Origin of the sequence: Citrobacter sp. Cb004 (assembly GCF_030337065.1) — a bacterium.
Taxonomy (GTDB): Bacteria; Pseudomonadota; Gammaproteobacteria; order Enterobacterales; family Enterobacteriaceae; genus Citrobacter; species Citrobacter braakii.
In genome coordinates this window covers 75,462-96,711 of record NZ_JAOWCH010000043.1, presented here as the reverse complement: position 1 = coordinate 96,711, position 21,250 = coordinate 75,462, and the positions used below count along the sequence as shown (strand labels likewise).

General features: G+C 53.9%; 25 protein-coding genes. All 25 read left to right on the top strand.

Annotated features, from left to right (window positions below; all coding sequences use genetic code 11):
- Positions 1-45: 45 nt before the first annotated feature.
- The 25 genes from OGV65_RS04485 to OGV65_RS04365 all read left to right on the top strand — a co-directional run bounded on the left by OGV65_RS04485 (position 46) and on the right by OGV65_RS04365 (position 21,239).
- Positions 46-726 carry a ParB/RepB/Spo0J family partition protein gene (locus OGV65_RS04485; RefSeq protein ID WP_023316007.1) on the top strand — a complete coding sequence of 227 codons (681 nt, stop codon included), beginning with the start codon at positions 46-48 and terminating at the stop codon, positions 724-726.
- Positions 726-1,394: a ParB/Srx family N-terminal domain-containing protein gene (locus OGV65_RS04480; protein ID WP_000164561.1), complete on the top strand. Its 669-nt coding sequence runs from the start codon at positions 726-728 to the stop codon at positions 1,392-1,394. Before OGV65_RS04485 ends, OGV65_RS04480 begins: the two co-directional genes overlap by 1 nt.
- On the top strand, positions 1,391-2,029 hold the full coding sequence (locus OGV65_RS04475) for an ATP-binding cassette domain-containing protein (RefSeq protein ID WP_006812519.1): 639 nt from the start codon (positions 1,391-1,393) through the stop codon (positions 2,027-2,029). Before OGV65_RS04480 ends, OGV65_RS04475 begins: the two co-directional genes overlap by 4 nt.
- On the top strand, positions 2,022-2,276 hold the full coding sequence (locus OGV65_RS04470) for a hypothetical protein (RefSeq protein WP_286454650.1): 255 nt from the start codon (positions 2,022-2,024) through the stop codon (positions 2,274-2,276). Before OGV65_RS04475 ends, OGV65_RS04470 begins: the two co-directional genes overlap by 8 nt.
- A 5-nt stretch (positions 2,277-2,281) precedes the next feature.
- On the top strand, positions 2,282-3,172 hold the full coding sequence (locus tag OGV65_RS04465; protein WP_002211789.1) for a hypothetical protein: 891 nt from the start codon (positions 2,282-2,284) through the stop codon (positions 3,170-3,172).
- A 9-nt stretch (positions 3,173-3,181) separates the two neighbouring features.
- Complete coding sequence (locus tag OGV65_RS04460; protein WP_000176291.1) at positions 3,182-3,448, top strand: hypothetical protein; 267 nt, start codon at positions 3,182-3,184, stop codon at positions 3,446-3,448.
- Positions 3,449-3,643: 195 nt separating this feature from the next.
- The gene (locus OGV65_RS04455; protein WP_006812517.1) at positions 3,644-4,285 is read left to right on the top strand and encodes a hypothetical protein; all 642 of its coding nucleotides are present in this window, start codon (positions 3,644-3,646) and stop codon (positions 4,283-4,285) included.
- Between the two features lie 2 nt (positions 4,286-4,287).
- Positions 4,288-5,544: a phage terminase large subunit gene (locus OGV65_RS04450; RefSeq protein WP_002211787.1), complete on the top strand. Its 1,257-nt coding sequence runs from the start codon at positions 4,288-4,290 to the stop codon at positions 5,542-5,544.
- A gap of 33 nt (positions 5,545-5,577) precedes the next feature.
- Positions 5,578-7,152 (top strand): phage portal protein, encoded by a 1,575-nt coding sequence (locus OGV65_RS04445; protein WP_071684146.1) that lies wholly within the window; start codon positions 5,578-5,580, stop codon positions 7,150-7,152.
- 22 nt (positions 7,153-7,174) lie between these two features.
- A complete protein-coding gene (locus OGV65_RS04440; RefSeq protein ID WP_045339224.1) occupies positions 7,175-8,071 on the top strand; it encodes a DUF6651 domain-containing protein in 897 nt (298 codons plus the stop codon).
- 26 nt (positions 8,072-8,097) lie between these two features.
- Positions 8,098-8,973: a major capsid protein gene (locus tag OGV65_RS04435; RefSeq protein WP_040110313.1), complete on the top strand. Its 876-nt coding sequence runs from the start codon at positions 8,098-8,100 to the stop codon at positions 8,971-8,973.
- 74 nt (positions 8,974-9,047) lie between these two features.
- On the top strand, positions 9,048-9,971 hold the full coding sequence (locus OGV65_RS04430; RefSeq protein ID WP_286454649.1) for an Ig-like domain-containing protein: 924 nt from the start codon (positions 9,048-9,050) through the stop codon (positions 9,969-9,971).
- A 43-nt stretch (positions 9,972-10,014) separates the two neighbouring features.
- Complete coding sequence (locus OGV65_RS04425) at positions 10,015-10,449, top strand: hypothetical protein (RefSeq protein ID WP_286454648.1); 435 nt, start codon at positions 10,015-10,017, stop codon at positions 10,447-10,449.
- Positions 10,449-11,282 carry a hypothetical protein gene (locus tag OGV65_RS04420; protein ID WP_071684144.1) on the top strand — a complete coding sequence of 278 codons (834 nt, stop codon included), beginning with the start codon at positions 10,449-10,451 and terminating at the stop codon, positions 11,280-11,282. Before OGV65_RS04425 ends, OGV65_RS04420 begins: the two co-directional genes overlap by 1 nt.
- Positions 11,283-11,379: 97 nt before the next feature.
- Positions 11,380-11,724, top strand: coding sequence for a basic helix-loop-helix domain-containing protein (locus OGV65_RS04415; RefSeq protein WP_181562233.1), 345 nt, complete (start codon positions 11,380-11,382; stop codon positions 11,722-11,724).
- Positions 11,715-12,188, top strand: a complete 474-nt coding sequence (locus tag OGV65_RS04410) for a hypothetical protein (protein ID WP_181562232.1) — start codon at positions 11,715-11,717, stop codon at positions 12,186-12,188. Before OGV65_RS04415 ends, OGV65_RS04410 begins: the two co-directional genes overlap by 10 nt.
- 1 nt (position 12,189) lies before the next feature.
- Positions 12,190-12,573, top strand: coding sequence for a minor capsid protein (locus OGV65_RS04405; protein ID WP_000469441.1), 384 nt, complete (start codon positions 12,190-12,192; stop codon positions 12,571-12,573).
- A 74-nt stretch (positions 12,574-12,647) separates the two neighbouring features.
- The gene (locus tag OGV65_RS04400; RefSeq protein WP_006812510.1) at positions 12,648-13,394 is read left to right on the top strand and encodes an Ig-like domain-containing protein; all 747 of its coding nucleotides are present in this window, start codon (positions 12,648-12,650) and stop codon (positions 13,392-13,394) included.
- 59 nt (positions 13,395-13,453) lie between these two features.
- Positions 13,454-13,771, top strand: coding sequence for a hypothetical protein (locus OGV65_RS04395; protein ID WP_000163862.1), 318 nt, complete (start codon positions 13,454-13,456; stop codon positions 13,769-13,771).
- A 125-nt stretch (positions 13,772-13,896) separates the two neighbouring features.
- Entirely contained in the window at positions 13,897-14,121 is a 225-nt protein-coding gene (locus tag OGV65_RS04390; protein ID WP_000952684.1) for a hypothetical protein, read from the top strand.
- Between the two features lie 7 nt (positions 14,122-14,128).
- Positions 14,129-18,709: a tape measure protein gene (locus OGV65_RS04385; protein ID WP_286454647.1), complete on the top strand. Its 4,581-nt coding sequence runs from the start codon at positions 14,129-14,131 to the stop codon at positions 18,707-18,709.
- A gap of 41 nt (positions 18,710-18,750) precedes the next feature.
- A complete protein-coding gene (locus OGV65_RS04380) occupies positions 18,751-19,086 on the top strand; it encodes a phage tail protein (protein WP_000440566.1) in 336 nt (111 codons plus the stop codon).
- A gap of 89 nt (positions 19,087-19,175) precedes the next feature.
- Positions 19,176-19,874, top strand: a complete 699-nt coding sequence (locus tag OGV65_RS04375; protein ID WP_181562229.1) for a phage minor tail protein L — start codon at positions 19,176-19,178, stop codon at positions 19,872-19,874.
- Positions 19,867-20,664 (top strand): C40 family peptidase, encoded by a 798-nt coding sequence (locus OGV65_RS04370; RefSeq protein ID WP_286454646.1) that lies wholly within the window; start codon positions 19,867-19,869, stop codon positions 20,662-20,664. Before OGV65_RS04375 ends, OGV65_RS04370 begins: the two co-directional genes overlap by 8 nt.
- Positions 20,652-21,239, top strand: coding sequence for a tail assembly protein (locus tag OGV65_RS04365; RefSeq protein WP_001293197.1), 588 nt, complete (start codon positions 20,652-20,654; stop codon positions 21,237-21,239). Before OGV65_RS04370 ends, OGV65_RS04365 begins: the two co-directional genes overlap by 13 nt.
- The last annotated feature ends 11 nt before the right edge of the window (positions 21,240-21,250 follow it).

The following is a 21,250-nucleotide window of genomic DNA, read 5'->3' as shown; positions in this document are numbered from 1 at the left end:
CTATTATAGTAAGTAAGTACTTATGCAATGGATTGTATCAGAATTATGGATGTGAAAATTACGATTCTGCAGGTGGAAGTCGCGAACCTGCGTCCGAATCCCTGGAATACCAATTCCGTTGGGGCGCAAAACTTCGAAAAACTGAAAGGCTCTATCGAAAAATTGGGCTTTTTTAAGCCAATTCTGGCGCGGGAGCTGGACGGTGGAGTTTTTGAGATCCTCGGTGGCGAACACCGCTGGCGTGCCGCGATGGAGCAGGGCATTTCAACGGTTCCCGTCATCTCCGTGGGCAAAATTAACGACCTGGTGGCCAAGCAGATGTCCCTCGTCGATAACGAGCGCTACGGCGAAGACGATCAGGTCGCTTTGCAGCGCTTAATCGAAGAAATCCAGTCTGAAATCGACTACCGGTTGTCCGATATCGCCCCGTATGACGACGAAATGGCTGCAACACTCGCCAAAGCGTCCGTTATCGATCTTGAAGCGCTGGAAGCGCTATCCCGTGGCGATGACGAGCCGGTCGATGAGGACAAACGCGAGAAAACCGAGCGAGTCGGCGCTGAACACCAGACGATGCGCTTCAAGGTGACGTTTGATGCGTCAGATCGCGTCGCCGACACCATCAAAACCATCATCAAAGAGCAGGGAATCAATACCGGTAACGAAATGGAGAACGCCGGGGAAGCCCTGGTTTGGCTGGTCGACTACTACAAGGAGCGTATGTAATGACCAAAAACTTTGAAATCGTCTATCGAAACCCGGCAGAACTCATCCCGTATGAGATGAACGCCAAAAAACATGACGAACAGCAGATCCGCGACCTGGCGGCCGCCATCAAAAAGCGCGGTTTTGACCAGCCGATCACTGTCGACAAGCACGACGTCATCATTACTGGCCACGGTCGTCGCGAGGCGGCACTTCTGGCTGGTCTGGAGCGTGTGCCGGTCATCGTTCGAGACGATCTGAGCGAAGAAGAAGTGAAGGCGAAGCGTCTGGAAGACAACCGCCTGGCCAGTATTGACTACGACGCCATCAAATTGCAGCAGGAACTGGAATCCCTGGTGCTTGGCGACGTCGAGGTCTTCGGTTTTGAAGAGCGCGAGCTGAACGTGCTTGTCGGCAGCATGACCGAAGAGATGGAAACCGGCTCTCTGGTGCTCGATCTGGGCGAAGAGACGGAACGCCAGAAAGAAGAGCACACCGAGATCAGTCGTGAAGTGGCCTCTGAAGAAGTACGCGTCATCGACGTATTGGGCTTTAAAACGCTCCCTGCTGGCTCTGCCATTGTGGTTGGGGATTTGCTTGCACACATGGAAGAAATCACGGGAGAAAGCGGGGTAGACGCTTTTGTGGCGTATGCGGAGAAAGTTTCTTCTGGGGAGTTGGCTGCATGAGCAAATACACCATCAACGTATCGTTTCAGACCCGCGTGAACAAAACCACGCGCACGCTGGAGATTGCCGAATCGTTTGGTCTTGGCCTGGACGAAAAAGAGTGGACGCTTTACGATAATCTGGAGCTGGAAGTGAAGCAGGGCGATGTGGTGTACATCACCGGCCAATCCGGTTCCGGTAAATCCGTTGTGCTGCGCGAGCTGCAACGCCAGATGAAGGATGAAGGGCTTTCTGTAGCCTCCATCGATGACTTTACCTTCGACAATGAGGTTAACGTCATCGACCAGCTGGGCAAAACCACCAGCGAAGCGCTGGGGCTGCTGTCTATGGCCGGATTGAATGACGCCTATCTCTTTGTGCGCAAGCCATCCGAGATGTCTGACGGCCAGAAATACCGTCTCAAGATCGCCAAGCTGATCGAGTCAGGCGCCAAAGTCTGGGCAGCCGACGAATTTGGCGCTGTTCTCGACCGTGTAACCGCCCAGGTTGTGGCGTCGAACCTCCAGCGTGCCGCCCGTAAGGTTGGTGCGACGGTAATGGTGGCGACGACCCACGAAGACCTGAAGAACGCGCTGCGCCCGGATATGCAGATCACCAAGCACTACAAAGAACGCGTGAAGGTGGAATATGCCTGATTTGAAGATCGTAGAGCTGAAGCCATCGAAAGAGGCTGACAACAACAACGCTGAAGTCATCCGCCTGCTGGAAGAAGCACTCCAGTACGCCAGAGAAGGCAAAAGCCAGAGCCTGGCGCTGCTGATGATCAACAACGACGGCAGTGTTCTGGATTGCTGGCATAACGGTGGGCGTCCATACGTCATGGTTGGGGCGATGGAATCGCTTCGCCTGGACTTCATCAATGCCAATATCGAGCGCAGGTGATCGACATGACAGACATCATCATCAAACGCTACCGCCCGGAAGAGTTCCCGCGTCATCTGGACTTTCTGGAGCGTATGACCGTTACCAAAGGCACGGTTGAAGACTGGCACGCGCTGAAGTCGCTGCACTACAAGACGGATGGTAAGCCGTTCGCGCCAACGTATTATCGCTGCGAACTGGACGACCGGCTGGTGGGCGTCGTGGTTATGGCTTACCCGAAACTGCTGCTGGCGCCTCGCCATCGCATGTTTCCTAAGCTGAAGCCAACCACCAATACCACCGTGGCCAACCAGTATTGGGGTCGGTACGTGAACAACAACTTTGCGGTGATCAGCCGTTCCGTTGTGGACACTCAGTACCGCGGCGTCGGTGTCTCCTATCGAATGATTAACCTGGTTAGCAGGATGCACGACCGGCCAATCATCGAGATCCAGTCGTCGATGAGCAAATACAACCCGTTCGCCATGAAAGCAGGGTTCCAGTTCATCCGTCCGGAGCGTCCGAAGAGCTATGAGAGTGCGTTGCGCGTCTTCCAGCGTCATTTCCGTTCCGACCCTGGCGACAACGAAGCGATCGTCAAAGAGCTGTTCGCCATGAGTGAGTCTCGCCGCCGTCGTGCGCTGCGTGATCTGGTCGCTGACTACCACAAGAACAGTTCCCTGGCCAAAGCCGGGCGTAATCGTGGCACGACGATTCAGGACATTGCCGACAGTCTGGTGGACGAGGCCAGCATCGTGAAGCTGCTCAAGGATATTCACAACCTGAGCTTCACGTCTCCGCTCTATGGCGTGTACCGAAACCCGGACTTTGGTCGTCAGCTGCCTGACACTCTGCCACTGCTGGCATTCGACAAACAGCCTTTGAATAAACCTCTTGAAATTGCATTACCGGCATAAGGATTTGCCATGACGTTGACCGACAAACAAAAAGACATCATCAAAACCATCAATTTAGGCCATGAGCGTGGGCATCTGCTCGATCTGGACGAGCTACTGGAAGTGCTGCCGTACAAAACGACCAAACAGAGTATGCAGTTCTCGATCCGCGCACTGGTGAAGAAGGGGCTGGTGGAGAAAGGAATGTGCCGCCAGCGCGGTGATTCTGGCTACCACCGTCGCACGCTGGGACTGACCACGTTAGGTCGTGCCAGAGCCAAATTACTGGTGATGTAAGTCGGTCTGGGAGCCAGTTTGAGAGCCTGCTTCCGTATATATAAATACTAAGTGACTTATTAAATATATACGGAAGCAGGTTCTGAATACTCCCCAGCCCGGTTTTAAACACCCAGAAAACAAATTGGTTAGGCACAGAATTAAACAAGTTGTTTAGGAGCGCAAGGATGCGCTCTGAGTGTTTTAGAGGGATCTATGACTGTAGAAAAAGACGAGAGCAAAACTCGCCTGACGCCAGCTGAGTGGGCAGAAGCCGAAGCAAAGTGGACTTCCGGCGAATACACACTCTCCAAGCTGGAGGAAGAGTACGGCATTCGTCGTGAAACGCTCTCCAGACATTTCAAAAAGCGTGGATTAGAGAAAGGCGCGGACTCCGTTGGGAAGATGGTGCGCGAGTCGCTCAAATCCGACGCAGAGCTGCGTGCGAAGGCGCGCGCAGAGAAAATCGAAGAGCGCCGGACTCGTTACGACGATTGGGCATTCGCACTCGGTCGGATGGTGATGCATGAGGTGGCCACAGCCAAGAAGGACGGCAAGCCACTCGCAACCATCGAAGATGACCTGAAGAGTCTCCAGCGTGCCAGCGGCACACTCGCTAAGTGCTTCGAAATATCCTCGAAAGCGCTCGGTATGGATCGCGCTGAGAACGAAGAAGACGAAATCCCGAACCTGGTATTTGGCGAACTTACGCCTTCCCAGGTGGCGCAGCTGCGTAAGGAAGATGATGAGCCGGATCTGATTGATGACGATCTGCTTGAGTCACTCGAAGAGGAAGCACTGAGCGAAGCAGAGGGCGATTCTGACGCGTCTGGTGATGAAAGTGATGGGAGCGTCTAACTATGGCCATCCCGTCATCTCTGAGTCTCGTACAGCTGCATTCTGGGCAGATGCAAGTCTTCCAGTCGCCACATCGTTTCAAAGTGGTGTGTGCGGGTCGACGCTGGGGTAAATCCCGGTTGTCGATCTCCACCATCATCCGCGCGGCAGCCAAAGAGAAGAAGCAACGTGTCTGGTACGTCGCACCGACTTACCAGATGGCTCGCCAAATCTTGTGGGATGACCTGCAGGAAGTTCTGCCGCGCAAATGGGTTCGTAAGAAAAACGACACCACGATGACCATCGTGCTGAAGAACGGCTCTGAAATCGCGCTGAAAGGTGCGGATAAGCCCGATACGCTTCGTGGTGTGGCACTGCACTTTGTGGTGCTCGATGAATTTCAGGATATGAAGCCGGACACCTGGTACAAGGTACTGCGTCCGACACTGTCCTCTACCCGTGGCGGTGCGCTGATCATCGGTACGCCAAAAGGCTTCTCCGAGTTCCACAAGCTGTGGACTATCGGTCAGAACAAAGATTTACAACGCAAAGGGCAGTGGAAGAGCTGGCAGTTCGTTACGGCTGATTCTCCGTTCGTACCGAGCGCGGAAATCGAAGCGGCGAAGAACGATATGGACCCTAAATCGTTCGCACAGGAATACCTGGCCAGCTTCGAAAACATGTCCGGACGCGTGTACTACCCGTTCGACCGCAATGTGCATGTGAAGCCACTCCAGTTCAATCCGAAACTGCCGATCTGGGTTGGTCAGGACTTCAACATCGACCCTATGTCATCGGTCATCCTGCAGCCGCAGCCAAATGGTGAGTTGTGGGCCGTGGACGAGGTTGTGCTGTTCTCTTCCAACACGGCTGAAGTGTGTGATGAGCTGGAGCGTCGTTTCTGGCGCTGGAAGTCTCAGGTCACTATCTTCCCTGACCCGGCAGGTGCGTATCGCCAGCACGCACGCGGTGAATCGGACGTCGACATCTTCAAGGAAAAAGGCTTCCTTCGAGTCGATTATCCGAAGAAGCACCCGCCGATCGCAGACCGTGTGAACGCCGTGAACCGTATGTTGATGAGTGCCTCGGGCGAAACCCGGTTGTACATCGATCCGAAGTGCAAACACCTCATCGACTCGCTAGAGAAGGTGATCTACAAGCCAGGCTCACGCGATATGGATAAGACTGGCGGCATCGAACACAGTGCGGATGCGTTGGGTTATCCGGTTCATCGTAGGTATCCGGTGAAAAATCGTGTTATTCTTGGTGGATCTAGATAGGTAGGTACTTACCTAAACGGAAAGGAAAAGCAAATGGAATTGACTGACAAGCAAATCAAAGACCTTGTGGCACGACGCCACCCTGAATATGAGAAGAAAAAAGAACATTGGGACTTCCTCGCCAGCACCTACGCTGGCGGGCGAGCCTGGTTCAACGACAATATCTTCCGTTACTTCAAAGAGGGAGATCAGGAGTTCAAAGAGCGCCTGGAACGCGCTTATCGCTTCAACCACACTCGTGAAGTGGTAAACCTCATCAACAAATACCTCTTCAAAGAGGTCATTCACCGCAACGTTGATGAAGCACCGGAGCAGATCCGCAATTTCTGGAAGCGAGCCACACGCCAGAACGCCTCCATCGATGCGTTTATGGCGGCTATCGACCTGCAATCATCCATCTATGGCCGTATCTGGGTTGTTGTGGACAGCACCATGAACGTCGATGTTGAGTCTGTTGCAGACGAGAAGAAAAATGATGCTCGTGCCTACGCTTACTGGATTTCGCCGCAGCAGCTGCTTGATGTTGCCTGGGATGAAGACGGCAATATGTTGTGGGCGCTGATTGTTGAAATCGCGCGCGACGACGAAGATCCGTTCACGTCAACCGGGCAGGAATACCAGCGTTACCGTCTGTGGACGCAAAACGAGTGGTATCTCTTCCGTGAAGAAGTGAAGAAAGGTTCCGGAAATAGCGGTCGTCGTCAGGCCAAAGTCGTTCTGGAGGATAGCGGCCAGCATAATCTTGGCGTGGTGCCGGTGTTTCCGGTGGATTGCATTGGCGAAAGCGAGTCTCCGTATTTCAGCCCGTCGTTGATTGATGATATCGCCTATCTTGATCGCGCTGTGGCCAACTACCTGTCGAACCTTGACGCGATTATTCAGGATCAGACATTCAGCCAGCTGGCTATCCCGGTTCAGTCACTGCTGCCGGGCGATGAAAACCACACCAAAGTGCTCGAAATGGGGACAAAACGCGTCTTCACCTTCGACTCTGAGAGCGGTAATCAGCCGTTCTACCTGTCTCCAGACCCGAAACAGGCTCAGATGATCATCACCACGATTAAGACGGTGATTAACGAGATCTACCATTCCGTTGGTGTGGCAGGTGAGCGAACCAAGCAGGATAACGCACAGGGCATCGATAACTCTTCGGGCGCAGCGAAGATGTACGACTTCCAGCGCGTTAATAGTCTGCTGGTGACAAAAGCAGAGCGCCTCGAAAGGGCAGAGCGCCAGATGATGCAGCTGGCAGCGAAATGGATGGGGGTCGAACTGGATGAAGACCACTCTCTGATCGCGTACCCGGAAAGTTTCGACATTCGCGGTCTGACTGACGAATTTGCCGTTGCTGAGAAACTGTCTCTGCTCCAGGCGCCTGATTCTGTTCGTCGTCATCAGATGGAAATGCTCATCGAGAAGGTTTTCCCGAACATTTCCGAGGCGATGCAGAAGGAATTTCAAAAAGATCTCTTGAAATTTCCTCCAAAAAATGATCTTAATACCCTTGAAAATAAGTCAGTACTTACTTATGATCGAGATGCAGCCCAAGAAAGCGGGCAAGATCAACCCCGAGGGAATGGGGACTCATCTACTCAAGAGACCGAGTGATAAGTAACGAAAAGGAATTTCTATGAATCTGTGGCAAATGCTTATGGCCCGTCGTGGCCTGATGGATGTAGCTGAAGCGCATGAGCGTGGAGGCGCTGGTGGCGGTGCTCCTGCTGGAGACAATGAGCAGGGCAATCAAGACCCAGGCAAACAGGGCGAGCAAAAAGAGCAGCCGAAGGGTGACGACGACGAGTATGCCGGTATGACTCAGGAAGAGTTGCTGGCAGAACTGCGTAAGTCCAAGAAAGCCGGTGCTGACCTGCTGAAAGAGAACATGAAGCGCAAGGAGAAAGAGCGCACATTGGCCGATCAGCTGGCTCAGTACGGTGATATTGACCCGGCGCGTGCTCGCCAGCTTCTCGAAGCTGAACAAGCCGCAGAAACCGCACGTCGGGAGGCGGAGCAGGCTGAACTGGAACGCCGTGGTGAGTTCGATGCTGTGAAAAAGCAGATGATCGAAGCGCACCAGGCTGAACTGGCACAGCGCGACGAACGCTACTCCGCTCTGGAGAGCGAGAACGCCGCACTGAAGGCTCAACTGGTCGAAATGACTGTTGGCGCTTCCTTCAGCGGCTCTGCCTTCCTGCGTGACAAAGTTCTGATGACTCCGGCTAAGGCTCGCGTTATCTACGGCTCTCATTTCGAAGTGGGTGAAGACGGTAGTGTTGTGGGCTTTGATAAGCCAGCCGGTCAGAAAGAACGTGCAGTTCTGGTTGACGGTGAAGGCAAACCGTTACCGTTCGAATCCGCGATTGAGCGCATTCTGCGTGCAGATCCGGAAGCTGACGCACTGTTGCGCAGCGAAGCCAAGCAGGGTGCTGGTTCCAATAGCAAACCGACCCACAAAGTAAACCAGCCGAAGAGCAAGTCGACTATGGATAAGTTGACCTCCGGTCTGGGGAAAATCGGACTCAAGTAACATCTTAAATCATAGGGAAATGAAAGATGCCATTACTGCGTGATGAAGCTGAAAAGCTGTCTAACAACGAACTTGAGCAGGGTGTGATCGAGACCATTATCGATCGCGATGACCTGTTCGCTGTTCTGCCTTTCATGAAGATTAATTCTAAGGCATACCTCTACAACCGCGAAGCTACCCTGAGCGAAGCAACCTTCATTGATGTGAATGACACCATCACCGAAGGCGCTGCAACCTTCACCGAACACGTTGCGAAGCTGCGTATCCTGGCAGGCGACGTAGACGTCGACAAATTCCTGGCGACCACTATGTCCGACACCAACAACCAGCTGGCAATCCAGGTTCGTCAGAAGGTGAAAGGTCTGGCTCGCGCATTCCGTCGCAACCTGATTCTGGGCGACTCCAGCACCAACAACAAAGCGTTCGACGGTATTCCGAAGCTGATGCACGACGATCAGAAGATCGACATCGAAGGCGCTTCCATGACCTTCTCCATGTTCGACGAGCTGGTCGACGCGGTGAAAGATCTGGGCGCAGACTGCATCATGATGCGTTCCGAGCACCTGCGTGCTTATCGCGCTCTGCTGCGTACCGTTAGCCTCGGCCCGTCCGAAATCATGATGGAAAACTTCGGCCGTCCGATGCTGTGCCACAACGGTGTACCGTTCATCGTGAACGACTTCATCCCGACTGACGCGGGCAAAGCAAGCATCTACTGCCTGCACCTGTCCGAAGAGAACGGTGTGACTGGTCTGTATGGCGGTGAAAACGCCGGTATCGTTGTTGAGAACATCGGTACTGTTCAGAACAAAGACGCAACCCGTACCCGCGTTAAGTGGTACTGCTCTCTGGCGAACAAGCACGACAAGGCTATCGCCGCGCTGACCAACGTAAAAATTTGATCAGTATAGTAGGTAAGTAATTATCTACCGTCTAAGGGTGGGCTATACGCCCACCCTTTTTGTAGGAGCGAGAAATGCCAGAACAAAAGATGAAGATCACGGAAGAGGCGTTTGCGGATTTCACGGGGCATATGTGCCGTGCCGGATTCACCAATTCCATCTCCAACGAGCCTCTGAGCGAGCGCCAGCAGAACCATCTTGCGGCTTGCTTCCGGGCAATTCCGTTCACTCAGTCTGTCACCATTACACCGGCTGCGCCGTCCGTATTGGTGGGCAAAACCGTTCAACTTAGTGCAGGTATCACCATGAGCAAAAGCGCAGATTCATTCACCTGGACGTCGGCCAATGACCAGATCGCCACAGTCAGCGGTACGGGTCTGGTTACTGGCGTGACTCCGGGCAAAGTGAAGATCACCGCCACCGATAAGCAGACTCAGCTTTCTGCATCAGTCGAAGTGACCGTTAAGCCTGTCAGCGTGGAGTCCGTTACGGTAACGCCAGACTCTACCTCCGTTGAGAAGGGGAAATCGGTCAAGTTGCGCGTTGATGTACAACCGTCAAACGCAACCAATAAAAGAGTCACCTGGACTTCCAAAAATAGCGACAAAGCGACCGTTGACCAGAACGGTAACGTAACTGGCGTAGCCGTTGGTACGGCAACCATTGAAGTGGTTTCTCAGGATGGCAGCCATAAAGCCACTGCCACGGTGAAAGTCACTGAGCCTGTCGTTGCTGTTACTGGCGTCTCTGTCGATCCGAGCACCACCAGCGTTGAAGCCAACAAAACGGTACAGCTGACCGCGAACATCGAACCGGCTGGCGCAACCAATAAGCGCGTAACCTGGGCGTCAAAAAATGCCGAGTTCGCGACGGTTGATAGCGCAACTGGACTTGTGACCGGTGTGGCTGCAGGTACTGCCACTATCGAAGTCACCACGGAAGACGGTAGCCACAAAGCCACTGCGACCGTTGAAGTGACCGCAGCACCGGCTGCGTAACCAACACATGGGCGGCTATGCCGCCCATTAAGTGAGAAGAAGAATGAAACCAGCAAAAATTCGTTTATTGGAGCCTCAGTTTTTGGAGTACACGGGCATTCTCTGCGGTATCCAGTTTGTCGACGGCATCTCGGTTGCCGAACTGCCATTCATCGATCAGCAGCGGATTTGTGCCTCCATGCGTGCCACTACCGTTGAAGGCAAAAATGTATCTCCTTCTGCCTCATACAGCAGCCGCAATGATTTGACTGCGGACGACATTGTCGAGACGGCGGCCCCGGATATTGTGCCAATGAAACGTGGTACGGCTGAAGTGGAAGCCAAACCGGTACAGCGCTTTACTCGTGAAGAGCTGGAGTCGATTGCGGACTGTGAAGGTATTGCGGGTCTGCGTCAGATCGGCAACCAGATTGGCGTGAAAGCCAAAGGTATCGTTGAAATGATCGAAGGCATCCTGAAAGCACAGGGCGGTGAGTAATGGCGCAGATCGACACGTACCGTAGCGGGGAAGCAGTTTCCCTGTCGTTTGCATTTAACGTTCTGGATATTGAGTCGGCCACGTATACCGTCAGAGATGGCGCAGGTGCGATCATCGTCGATAACGAACCTCTCGATATTACTGAGGGGCAGATGTCCATTCCGGTTGTCGTGTCGGCCGAACACAACCTGCTTTCAGATAAAGAGCGCGATCTGCGACACGTCATTGTCAAAGCGGTAGCATCCGGGCTGACGCATGAAGAGCGCAAGATGTACGTTCTGCTGAATAGCTTCGAGCTGTCAATTCCAGGCCAGTCATTCGCAACGGTCGCAGACGCCCAGATGCAAGCTATCGATATGCTGAACGGCGACACCCTGTTAGCTGATGGCGAAGGGCTGATGCGCAAACGTCTCATTGAGGCCACCAGACGCGTCAAAACGCTGCCGTTCTCAATCCGCAAAGTCCTGCGTATCGACTTCGACCGGTACGATCGCCCGCAAAACATGCTGAACTTCTATGACATTCCGTGGGGCGCTGACGGGGCATATCGTCACGATCTGATCGATTGGGAGCAGATGACGCCTGAGAAATTCGACGAGTTCCCGGACTATTTCAAACAGGCATTAATGCTGGCCGTGGTTAATGAAGCCTGCGAAATCGCTAACGGTAATGACGTAGCGGCAGCCCGCGAGGACGGCATTCTGTCTGAGTCCATTGGTGAAACGACCAATATGTACCGCACCGGCAAAGCGGCAAATGTGCATGTGGCTCGCAGTACCTGGCGACTGCTGGTCAGTTACATCAATAACCGCATGATTGTTCGCCGTGCGTAACGCCAGTCGCATTATTTACTTCTGGTCGAAAGGCTCAAGACGAGCAATCGCGCCTTCGCCTGGTAATGAGTGCGGCTGCCAACCACAGGGAGAGTGCATGAACATTTCATGGCAAGCAGAGATAGCGATTTACCGTCTGGGTTCGAAGAACGTCTACGGTGAAGCGCAATTGCAGTTCGTCAGGAAGACGAACGTCGGCGTCGTTAAGTTTGAGCAAAGTAACGAGAAGTCATCGGTACGTGCGGACAGCTCCGGCAGTCGCGGTAAAGCGAATCTGGAATTGTTCGATGCTGTTCTGGTGATCCCACTTGAGGCCGCAGTGCAGCTTGATGACGTTCTCATTCTGGAGGGGCAAAGGCTGAAGGTATCCAGCGTGCATCGTCGCTGGGGACTGCGTGGGCGCCCTGGGCATCTGGAAGTAGGGGCAAACATATGGGTCTGAAGTACGACGCGCATCAGTTTAAGCGTGCTGGCGACAGGCTCAATAACAGCCAGAAAGCCTTTAAGCGTTATCTCATCCGTGACATGGAGAAGCTGGCGCGTCTGGTTGAGCGTCTGGCGCGGGCAATGGCCCCGCTGGAGACTGGCTCACTCGAAAGCGCGATCTTCGCGAGAGTGGTCAAAGAAGGCTATACCGGGCTGCGTATTGAGTTATCGGTATCTGGAGCCAAACCACGCGAAGGGCATCCGGGTGTTGAGGTTGGCGATTATGCGGAGTACATGGAGTTGGGCAAGTATCGTCTCGGCTATCTCTCCCGCATGAAGAGCGTCACCAACCCGCCAGTTGCTGGTGTGAGGCCACGAGTTGGGCCTTTGTTCCTTGAGAGAGCCGTGCAGATCAGTGAGAAGCAGTTCACTCAGACGATAGCAGAAGCGGCAAGGAAAGCAGGTTTTACGAGAGGTTGATGTGTTTATTGAAGCATTTGCGAGCCTGATGCAGAAGGCGAAGATCGGTACAGTCGGCACTGACATTTTCTGTCACTACATGCCAGCCAATGTGAAGTCCGGTGTTCTGTTGGTTACTCCCAATACGGGGATCACCATTGACCATGAGTTAAAAGGCTTCTATCACGACTCTTTCACCGTCATCGTGCGTAATGCGACGATCACAAAGGCGGTGGCGAAAGCCAATAAGATCATGGACATGTTCCCGGTCGAAGAAACCGTGTCAGAGGGCGTTTACTTCCGGTTGGTTCGGCCAATGTCGATGCCGATTACTTATCCCAAAAACGAAGGTTCGTTGATTGAAGCGGGTATCCCGATTGAATTTGCGGGCTATTTGTTGAATTAATAAAATAAGTAAGTATATACTTACCATTAGCACCATGAAGGTGCTGATTTAACGGAAAAAGGAGTTTTCCAATAATGTCCAATACCCATGTAAAAAACATCAAACTTGGCGCCTGCAAAGTGTCGTTTGGTGGCGTTGATCTGGGTTACACCAAAGGCGGTGTTCAGGTTGAAGTTGCGACCGAAACTCTGAAAGTCACCGTAGACCAGCTGGGGCAGACCACCATCTCCGAGCTGGTGCAGGGTCGTAACATCACTATCACTGCGCCGCTGGCCGAGTCTGTGTTGCAGAATATGGTCGATCTGATGCCGGGTTCTACCCTGAGCGAAGAAGATAACGCTGTGACCATCACTTCCGCACAGGGCGTCAACCTGATCGACGTAGCCAAAGAGCTGGTTCTGACCCCGCAGGATACCACCGACTACGTTCTGACTATCCCGAAAGCTGCGACCGCAGGTAACTTCACCATGACCTACCAGTCTGATGATGTTCGCGTGTTCTCCGTTCAGTTCACCGCTTACCCGGATGACGACGGCGTGCTGGGGAAAATGAGTGGCCCAAAGCCGGTTAAAACCGTCTCTATCTCTCCGGAATCTCCGGAAGTTAAAGCCGGTGAGACCGTGCAACTGACTGCCCAGATCACCCCTGCAGATGCCGGCGACAAAACCGGTGTGTGGGAATCCGACAATCAGGAGAAAGCCACCGTTGACCAGACTGGTCTGGTTCGCGGAGTAGCTGAAGGTTCGGCAAATATCTCCTTTACCAGCAATAGCGGCGGCAAGAAAGCGACCAAAGCAGTAACGGTTAATTCTGCCGAATAATCGCGACGTAACTAAGCAGAGGCTCAGGAAGAGCCTCTCTTTTAAAAGGACTTTAACCAATGACCAAATTACTCGATCTCGACTCCATTCTGCCTCCGAAGAAAAGCATCAAGTTCGGCGGTCAGGAATACCCCATCGTTGAAATGACTGTTGGCCTGTTCGTCTCCATCAAGCAGATGGAAGGCAAAGACCTCCAGAACATGTCGCCTGTTGAGCAGGTTACTGCTTACGCCGACCTGGTTCGCAAGGTTATCCCATCCGTGCCGGACGCTGTACTGGAAAAACTGACTGTTCCGCAGCTCCAGCAGATCTTCACCTTCGCTATGGAAGTGATTGATGAAGAGAACGAAAAAGCGGCTGGTGAAGGGGCAAAGTAATTTCCCGCGATGAATCCGGGGTAAAGACCGTATCGATAGATCTCGGATTCTATTTCAGTCGTGTAGTTGCTCACTACGCCGTGTCGCCATTAGAGCTGCTGGGCGTCCCTCTAACGATGTTCTGGATGCTCAGTCGCAACATCGACCGTCTGCGCGCGGAAGAGGATGTCCGCAACCTGCAAGTCGCTCGCGCTGCCCAGGCAGATGGCGAGGGCGTGAAGGCGTTCATGGAGGGTTTGCAACTCAGGATTGGAAGACCAGTCGTAACCGATAAAGTCTACGATCCACGCAAGGATAAGGCAGACCCTGACGCCAAAGAGCAACTGATGCAAATTTTTGGCAGAGGATGACAAGGGAATGTCACAAAACGTAGAGTTTATCCTGTCGCTGGAAGACAAGCAGTTTACAGCGTCAATCGACCGGGCGGGTAAGCTACTTACCAGATTCGGGGAGCAGGCCACAAAGCCAGCTCAGAAAATTAACAATCTGGAACGCTCGTTGGGTTCGGTCTCCCGCATCATCGGCGTTCTGGAGTCCAAGCTCGATGCCACGGCAGACAAACTACAGGATGTAGCTGCCGGCTTCGAGCTTGTGTCTGATGTTTCGCGCAAGACGCGAGGCAACATTACCAGCCTCAACTCAGGTCTCAAAACCCTGATTGAGCGCGTCGACACAACCACCTCATCCGTTAATAAACTCACCACATCGCTGCGCAAGGTTCAGTCTGAACTCAACGAGTTTTCCGATTGGGCAACGTTCGCTGGCAAGAGCGCCAGCCGCTTCGGTACGGAGGTAAAAGAAGCCTCTTCCTCCGTGAGTGGCATGAATACGCGCCTTAACACCACGACGAAGCGTCTCAGTAATTGGGGCGTCACAACGAGCCAGGCTGCCGAGGGGCTGAAGAAAGTCCGCGATCAGATGGATGCCGTTATTGGCCGCCAGCAACTGATCAGCAAGCCGGTACGTGTGCGCACCAGCGGCTACGGTGAGGGCGGTGGTAATGGTGGCGGTGGTCGACGTGGCGGCACAAATGGCCACGGCGGACGCGGTGCTGAAAATGGCGTGTTCTCTGGTCTGCGCGGTAATATTTTCCTGCTGGGCGAGATTGGTGATGCGGCAAGAACGGTAACTGACATCCTGTTTGGCTGGCAGAAGCCAATCGTCGAAGCCGCTTCCGAAATGGAGCGTATGCGCGTCATGTTGCGCGGGCTGAACAAGGACAAGGCCAACCCTGGCAAAGCAGCCGCAGAGGATATGCAGTACATCGTGGATATGGCGCAAAACGCCCCGTTTGCGATGCAGGCGCTGACCGATTCCTTCGTTAAATTCCGCTCGGCAGGTCTCGATCCTACTGACGGATCGCTGAAAGCACTGGTGGACTCCGTTGCACGCTTCGGCGGCGATAGCGAGCTGCTTAAACGTGCTGCCGTGGCTGTCCAGCAGATGTCCGGTAAGGGCGTCGTGTCGATGGAAGAACTGCGTCAGCAATTAGGTGAAGCCGTTCCTAACGCGATGAAGGCGATGGCAGACGCTGCCGGTATCACTATGGGGGAACTGACCAAAGCAGTCTCCACCGGTACTGTGGAAGCGAAACAGGCGCTATCGCTGATGTTCGTTGGTCTGCGTGCGGAGAACGAAAACGCCGCCAAAGACATGATGCAAACCTACACTGGTGCGCTGGCGCAACTGCAAACCTCCTTTACGCTGTTTGCTGATCGTGTCGGTCAGGCGGGCTATCTGGATTCTCTCTCAAAGGGGATGAAAGAGCTGGCCTCCATCATGAATAGCGCAGAGGGCATTTCGTTCGCTAACTCGCTGGGTTCCGGACTCACCACGGCGATCGACGGCTTACGCGAGCTGGCGCAGTGGCTGGCTAAAAACCAGGAACTGGTTATCAGCCTGGGCAAAGTCGTTGCCGCAATGGTGGCGTTCAAGCTGATGCGTGCTGGGATCGCAGGCGTGATTGGCACTGCCGGGCAAATGGTTAACACATTTACCAAGATGTCGACCGTTCTCCAGGCTCCGTTCAATCTGGGCGCGACAGCTGTCACCCGCTTTAATCGTGCGGCTCGTATGGGGCTGGCTCCAATCCCATCGCTGATCTTCGCTATCCGCGGCGCGATTACGGGGCTTCAGAGCGCGTTTGCTGGGCTAACTGCGTTCATTGCAGCAAACCCCATTGGTGCAGCGTTCACCGTAGCTACCGTGGCTGTAGCCGGTCTTATCACGTATATGACCATGCTCCGCAGCGAAACGTCCAAAGTTGTGGACGAGATCCGCAAAATTCCGGAGGCGATGACGGCGGCCAAGCGTGCGCAGATGGCAGCACGTGCAGCCGAGCTTGAAAAGCAGATCCAGCGAGACCAGCAGGCGCTTAAAACCGGCGAAAGCGTGAACTACTACTCCACAGCGGCTGGCCCTGTCGCCGTGAAGGAGTCCAAAGAGGTTGTTGAGGCTCGCCTGAAGAAAAATCAGGAAGAGTACGAAAGAACCACAGGCACGATGGCGCTGGGTGATGGCGCGGTGGCCAAACGCCTGGCAAAAGAGGCTGCTGAATCCCAGATTGAGAAAATCCGGGCAGATAACCAGGTCTTCTCTGCAACGTTTGTGAAAGCCCGTCAGGAGGCTCTGGATAAGATCCAGAAAATCAACGACGACAAATCGCTTTCGGACGACGAGAAGAACAAGCTGCTCGCGCCGCTTCGCGAGAAGGTGAACAAGTCCTATCTGGAACCGGCACAGAAGCTGGTCGACGACCTGTCTTCTCGTAAAAACGCCACCGAGAAGCAAATTGCCCACTTCAGCGACATGCTGGAGAAAGCGAAGAAAGAGGGGAACACCGAGCAGGTTCAGAAGCTACAAGGCAGCATCCGTGGGTATCAGGAGCATCTTGAAGCTGTTGCTCAGGAGCTGACTCAGGCGGAGTTCGAGCGTGATAGCGCGGCGAAAACCGGTAAGGGCGTAATGTCCAACCAGGGAACCGTTCTGGGGCTGGGAACGACCGATAAAGCGGCTCAGAAAGCACTGGCGCAGTATATGCGGAACCAGATGGACTCCGCGACCTACCAGCGCACACTGCCAGACGGTACGGCGATGCTGGACTTCGAAGGCAAGCCGATCATCGGGCCGAAACAGCTCAAAACCCAATTGAACCTGCAGAAAGCCTCCAGCGCCAGCTCTCTGGAGAAAATGAGCGACGAGGAACGTGCTGCCGCGATCGCCGCACTGACCAAAGCGCGTGAGCAGGACGCCGCAGCAGCGGAAAAAGCCGGGCAGCGTACTGCCAATGCTTCTCAACGTGCAGCGAGGAAGGAAGAAAACGCGCAGCGTAAGCTGGCGGCGGGCTACCAGAAAGCTCTGGATAAAGCCGATCAGCTTATGGGGCAGATGGGTGAAAGCTCAAAAGCGACCGTGTCGTTTGATCAGTCTCTCCGCGATACCACCAAATCGCTGACCGAACTGGCCAGCGCCGTACCGAATGAGTTCATCACTCAGGAGATGATCGACAAAGCCAAGTCACGCCTGGCTGACCTGGCGAACGCGAGCGACGACTATCGCGAGATGTTCAACCGCCGCAACGTCGAGCAGATGATCTCCACCTGGGCGCCGGAATCCGATTCCATCATCAGCGCGGGTTACAAGCCGTCTCGTGAAGAGAAGGTGGCCGATTTCAACGACACCTACAACCGTAACCTGAAAGCGTTGATGGATCTGCGTGACCAGGCTTCTGATCCGAAAATCGTGGCGCTTTACACCAAGCAGATTAACCAGCTGGTGGCGGCAGGCAACACCGCTCTCATCAAAGAGACGGGTACGGCGACACAGAAGCTGGCGCTTGAGTACGAGAATCTGGCCGATCAGCTGGAAAATAGCTGGAGCAACCTGTTCAGCAACATGACGGATACGCTGACCGACTTCGTCATGAAGGGGAAACTGGACTTCTCCAGCCTGGCAGAATCCATTCTCCGCGACATCACCAACATGGTTGTGAAGACGCAGATCACCCTGCCACTCATGAACATGCTGGGGATGGGAACGACGGCAGCGGGCAGCTCTCAGAGCGGCAATCTGCTTTCTGGTGTCGCGTCAGCGGTTGCCAACCAGGGCGTCCGGATGAATGCGATCAATGGCGATAAGAGCGTGGGTGAGGCGACGAAAGAGACCTCCAGCTCAGTCTCCGGTTTGGGGCAGACAACTCAGCAGACGACCAGCGCGATTGGATCTGCAACCAATGCGATCGGCAGCTGGGTAAATGGACTGTTTACCAGTACTGAAGCTAAAGACGCGGAAACCAAAGCGGTGAAGACATCCATCTTCTCCATGCAGAACCTTAGCTCTGTCACGGGGGCGCTTTCTGCCGCGTTTGCCATGCTGGGAGCAAACATGTCCGGCTCTGGCAATAAGTGGTTGAGCTTCGGCGCAACCATTGCCTCCGGGCTGGTGTCTGCCTGGGCTGGTGGTGGCTTCGACAACATCGGATCTGGTTCCTCCGGCTCTAACTCCGGGTTCAACAATCTCACCGGATCGGCATCTGATGGTACTGGCGGCATCCCGGCAATTCCGAAGTTCGCCAAAGGCGGCATTTTCGGGAAAGACGGCGTGGTTCCGCTGCGTGCGTACCAGAAAGGTGGCATCGCTGACTCTCCACAGCTGGCGCTGTTTGGTGAAGGGGATATGAACGAAGCCTACGTTCCGCTTCCGGATGGGCGTTCCATCCCGGTCACGCTCAACGCAGAGAGTGTTAAAGGCGGTGGCGGCGTTTTCTCACCTGTCAGCATTGAGATCAACGTCAACAGCGACGGCAGTGTCTCGGAGAACAGCAATTCCGAAGGCGCATGGAGTCAGGCAGCGCAGCGCATGAAGGCGATCGCGCTTGAAACCATCGCTCAGGAGAAACGACCAGGCGGTTCGCTCAACCCTAACTCTCAACGTAACTAACCACGGCTGCCCCGTAAGGGGCAGTCTCACAAGGATGTGAGATGGAAAGACTGACTTTTAACTGGTATCCCGACTACGAGTCGGAAAAGACCGTGAAGCCTAACGTGACGGTGCTGAATTTCGGTGACGATTACGAACAGCGCCAGGCCAAAGGTCTCAATCGCATTAAAGAAGAGTGGAGCCTGACATTTACGCGCTCTTACGACGTTATTAATGCCGTCGATGACTTTCTGACGGCACGCGCGGCCGTTGAGTCGTTCTACTGGACGAACCCTCGTGGCAAAAAGATGGTTGTGGTCTGCGACAGCCATACTGTGAAGCGTTACCAGGGCTATCTCGTTCTCACTGCGACCTTCCGACAAATTTATGAAGGATAATTTAACCTACTAGATAAGTAAGTGCTTATTTATTATTATTTGTAGGCGCTGACAGGATGTTGGCGCCTCTTTATTTCAAGGAAGAAACGATGGGTATTAAAGCTGATATTCAGAGCTTGTCGCCTTCGGCGCACATCGAGCTGTTCGAACTTGATATGTCGAACACCACCTCTGGGGGCAAGCTGTTTTTCCACGCCGGTACAAACGAACTGATGGAGCCAGTCGTTTGGCAAGGTGTGTCCTACGAACCGTGGCCAATCAAAGCGTCAGGCTTTGATAAGACAGGTCAGGGTACTTTGCCGCGTCCAAAAATCCAGGTCTCCAACTTTGCCGGAACTGTCTCCGCTGAAGTTCAGGCAAACGACGATCTGGTGGGCTGCCGCATCATCCGCAAGATGACGCTGGCGCGTTTTCTCGACGCGGCCAACTTCAAAGACGGGAATCCAACCGCAGATCCAAACCAGCACTTCCCGGATGAGATGTGGTTCATCGAACAGAAGACTCTCGAAACCCATGAGGTTGTCGAGTTTGAGCTGTCGAGTGTGTTCGATCTGATGGGCGTGCAGCTGCCGTACCGCCAGATCATCAAAAACACCTGCCCGTGGAAATACCGCGGCCCAGAGTGCGGCTACACCGGCCCCTATTTCGACAAAAACAACCAGCAAACCACCATGTCAGGCGCGGATTACTGCACGAAACGCTATGACTCATGCAACGCACGCCGTAACTACTTTGCCAATGGCGTAATCCACTTTGGCGGATTCATTGGAGCAACACGTTATGGGTAATAGAGCTTTCCCTGAGCTTGGTTCGGACGTTATGCAGGAAATCTATCTGACAGCCATCAAACGCTACCCGAACGAAGCGTGTGGCTTTCTGGTGCGTACCACTGGCGAGAAATATCGCTTCATGGAATCCCGGAACGTGTCGGAAAACCCGGAAAACACGTTTGTTATGCACGCTGACGACATTATCGCAGCGGAAGATGCGGGAGACGTGGTTGCCATCTGGCACACCCACACTGACGAATCAGCTGAAGCGTCAGATGCCGACCGCGCCGGATGCGAGGCAACGGAAGTTCCGTGGCTGATTCTGGCTGTTCGGAAGAACGTCGAGGGCGATGCGCCATTTCACTTCAGTGAGATGAATGTGATCACTCCAGACGGCTTTGAGATGCCTTATCTGGGACGACCCTATGTGTTTGGTGTCTTCGACTGCTGGATGCTGTGCCGCGACTACCTGAAGCGTGAGTTCAACGTCGAGCTGAATCCGAACCCGCACCTGCATATTCCATCGTGGTACACGGGCGATACCGACATTCTCGATCAGAACTACCGCAATGAAGGGCTTGTTCGTCTGGCGCCGGGGACGGAACCCCAGCGTGGTGACGTTTTCTTCATTCAGTACGGAAAGATGCCTGACCACTGCGCGGTGTACATCGGAGACGGAATGATCCTGCACCACCAGATCGACCGCCTGAGCTGTCGCGCTTATTACGGTGGAATGTACCAGAAACACACGACGCACCACCTGCGTCACAGAGACTTACTCAAGGGAGATGAGACGTGTCTGAGTTAGTTCATGTGCAACTTGGTGGCCCGATGGCCAGACATTTCGGCCGCCACTGGCATTTAAAAGTGCGCAACACCAAACAGGCGTTGGATTTGGTCGAAGCCAACCGTCCGGGCTTAAAAGCCTGGATGAAGCGCAACATGAAGACCTATGACAAATATCACATCCAGATCACCAATAAGCAGGGGCATAAGTGGTCGGTTGATGAGAGCGAGTTTCAAATGATGGGGCAGTCCGACAACATCGCGAAGATCCGCATCACGCCGGTTCCTCGCGGTAGCGGTGGCAAGGCTTTCGGGTGGTTCCAGACAGTCGTAGGGGCACTCGTCATGGTTACTTCATTCTGGTTTCCAGCGCTGGCCCCGCTCGGCTTATCACTGATGATGGGCGGTATTTCTCAGCTAATTTCGCCACAGGCGACCAATGACAGCGTAAGACAGGCAGATAACTCGAACTCGTTTTATTTCGACGGGCCACAAAACACCACTAACCAGGGCAACCCGGTTCAGCTCATTTATGGTGAGGAAATTCTTGTCGGCTCACAGGTTGTGAGTTCATCGATCACCATCGACCAGCTTTAATAAGAAGGGAA

What these genes read in the sequence shown, in the direction of transcription:
- OGV65_RS04425 (WP_286454648.1), top strand. Translation starts at nt 10,015, where the DNA reads ATGAAACCAGCAAAAATTCGTTTATTGGAGCCTCAGTTTTTGGAGTAC.
- OGV65_RS04440 (WP_045339224.1), top strand. Translation starts at nt 7,175, where the DNA reads ATGAATCTGTGGCAAATGCTTATGGCCCGTCGTGGCCTGATGGATGTA.
- OGV65_RS04485 (WP_023316007.1), top strand. Translation starts at nt 46, where the DNA reads ATGGATGTGAAAATTACGATTCTGCAGGTGGAAGTCGCGAACCTGCGT.
- OGV65_RS04375 (WP_181562229.1), top strand. Translation starts at nt 19,176, where the DNA reads ATGGGTATTAAAGCTGATATTCAGAGCTTGTCGCCTTCGGCGCACATC.
- OGV65_RS04385 (WP_286454647.1), top strand. Translation starts at nt 14,129, where the DNA reads ATGTCACAAAACGTAGAGTTTATCCTGTCGCTGGAAGACAAGCAGTTT.
- OGV65_RS04430 (WP_286454649.1), top strand. Translation starts at nt 9,048, where the DNA reads ATGCCAGAACAAAAGATGAAGATCACGGAAGAGGCGTTTGCGGATTTC.
- OGV65_RS04370 (WP_286454646.1), top strand. Translation starts at nt 19,867, where the DNA reads ATGGGTAATAGAGCTTTCCCTGAGCTTGGTTCGGACGTTATGCAGGAA.
- OGV65_RS04480 (WP_000164561.1), top strand. Translation starts at nt 726, where the DNA reads ATGACCAAAAACTTTGAAATCGTCTATCGAAACCCGGCAGAACTCATC.
- OGV65_RS04450 (WP_002211787.1), top strand. Translation starts at nt 4,288, where the DNA reads ATGGCCATCCCGTCATCTCTGAGTCTCGTACAGCTGCATTCTGGGCAG.
- OGV65_RS04400 (WP_006812510.1), top strand. Translation starts at nt 12,648, where the DNA reads ATGTCCAATACCCATGTAAAAAACATCAAACTTGGCGCCTGCAAAGTG.
- OGV65_RS04435 (WP_040110313.1), top strand. Translation starts at nt 8,098, where the DNA reads ATGCCATTACTGCGTGATGAAGCTGAAAAGCTGTCTAACAACGAACTT.
- OGV65_RS04475 (WP_006812519.1), top strand. Translation starts at nt 1,391, where the DNA reads ATGAGCAAATACACCATCAACGTATCGTTTCAGACCCGCGTGAACAAA.
- OGV65_RS04390 (WP_000952684.1), top strand. Translation starts at nt 13,897, where the DNA reads ATGCTCAGTCGCAACATCGACCGTCTGCGCGCGGAAGAGGATGTCCGC.
- OGV65_RS04455 (WP_006812517.1), top strand. Translation starts at nt 3,644, where the DNA reads ATGACTGTAGAAAAAGACGAGAGCAAAACTCGCCTGACGCCAGCTGAG.
- OGV65_RS04470 (WP_286454650.1), top strand. Translation starts at nt 2,022, where the DNA reads ATGCCTGATTTGAAGATCGTAGAGCTGAAGCCATCGAAAGAGGCTGAC.
- OGV65_RS04395 (WP_000163862.1), top strand. Translation starts at nt 13,454, where the DNA reads ATGACCAAATTACTCGATCTCGACTCCATTCTGCCTCCGAAGAAAAGC.
- OGV65_RS04410 (WP_181562232.1), top strand. Translation starts at nt 11,715, where the DNA reads ATGGGTCTGAAGTACGACGCGCATCAGTTTAAGCGTGCTGGCGACAGG.
- OGV65_RS04465 (WP_002211789.1), top strand. Translation starts at nt 2,282, where the DNA reads ATGACAGACATCATCATCAAACGCTACCGCCCGGAAGAGTTCCCGCGT.
- OGV65_RS04460 (WP_000176291.1), top strand. Translation starts at nt 3,182, where the DNA reads ATGACGTTGACCGACAAACAAAAAGACATCATCAAAACCATCAATTTA.
- OGV65_RS04445 (WP_071684146.1), top strand. Translation starts at nt 5,578, where the DNA reads ATGGAATTGACTGACAAGCAAATCAAAGACCTTGTGGCACGACGCCAC.
- OGV65_RS04380 (WP_000440566.1), top strand. Translation starts at nt 18,751, where the DNA reads ATGGAAAGACTGACTTTTAACTGGTATCCCGACTACGAGTCGGAAAAG.
- OGV65_RS04420 (WP_071684144.1), top strand. Translation starts at nt 10,449, where the DNA reads ATGGCGCAGATCGACACGTACCGTAGCGGGGAAGCAGTTTCCCTGTCG.
- OGV65_RS04415 (WP_181562233.1), top strand. Translation starts at nt 11,380, where the DNA reads ATGAACATTTCATGGCAAGCAGAGATAGCGATTTACCGTCTGGGTTCG.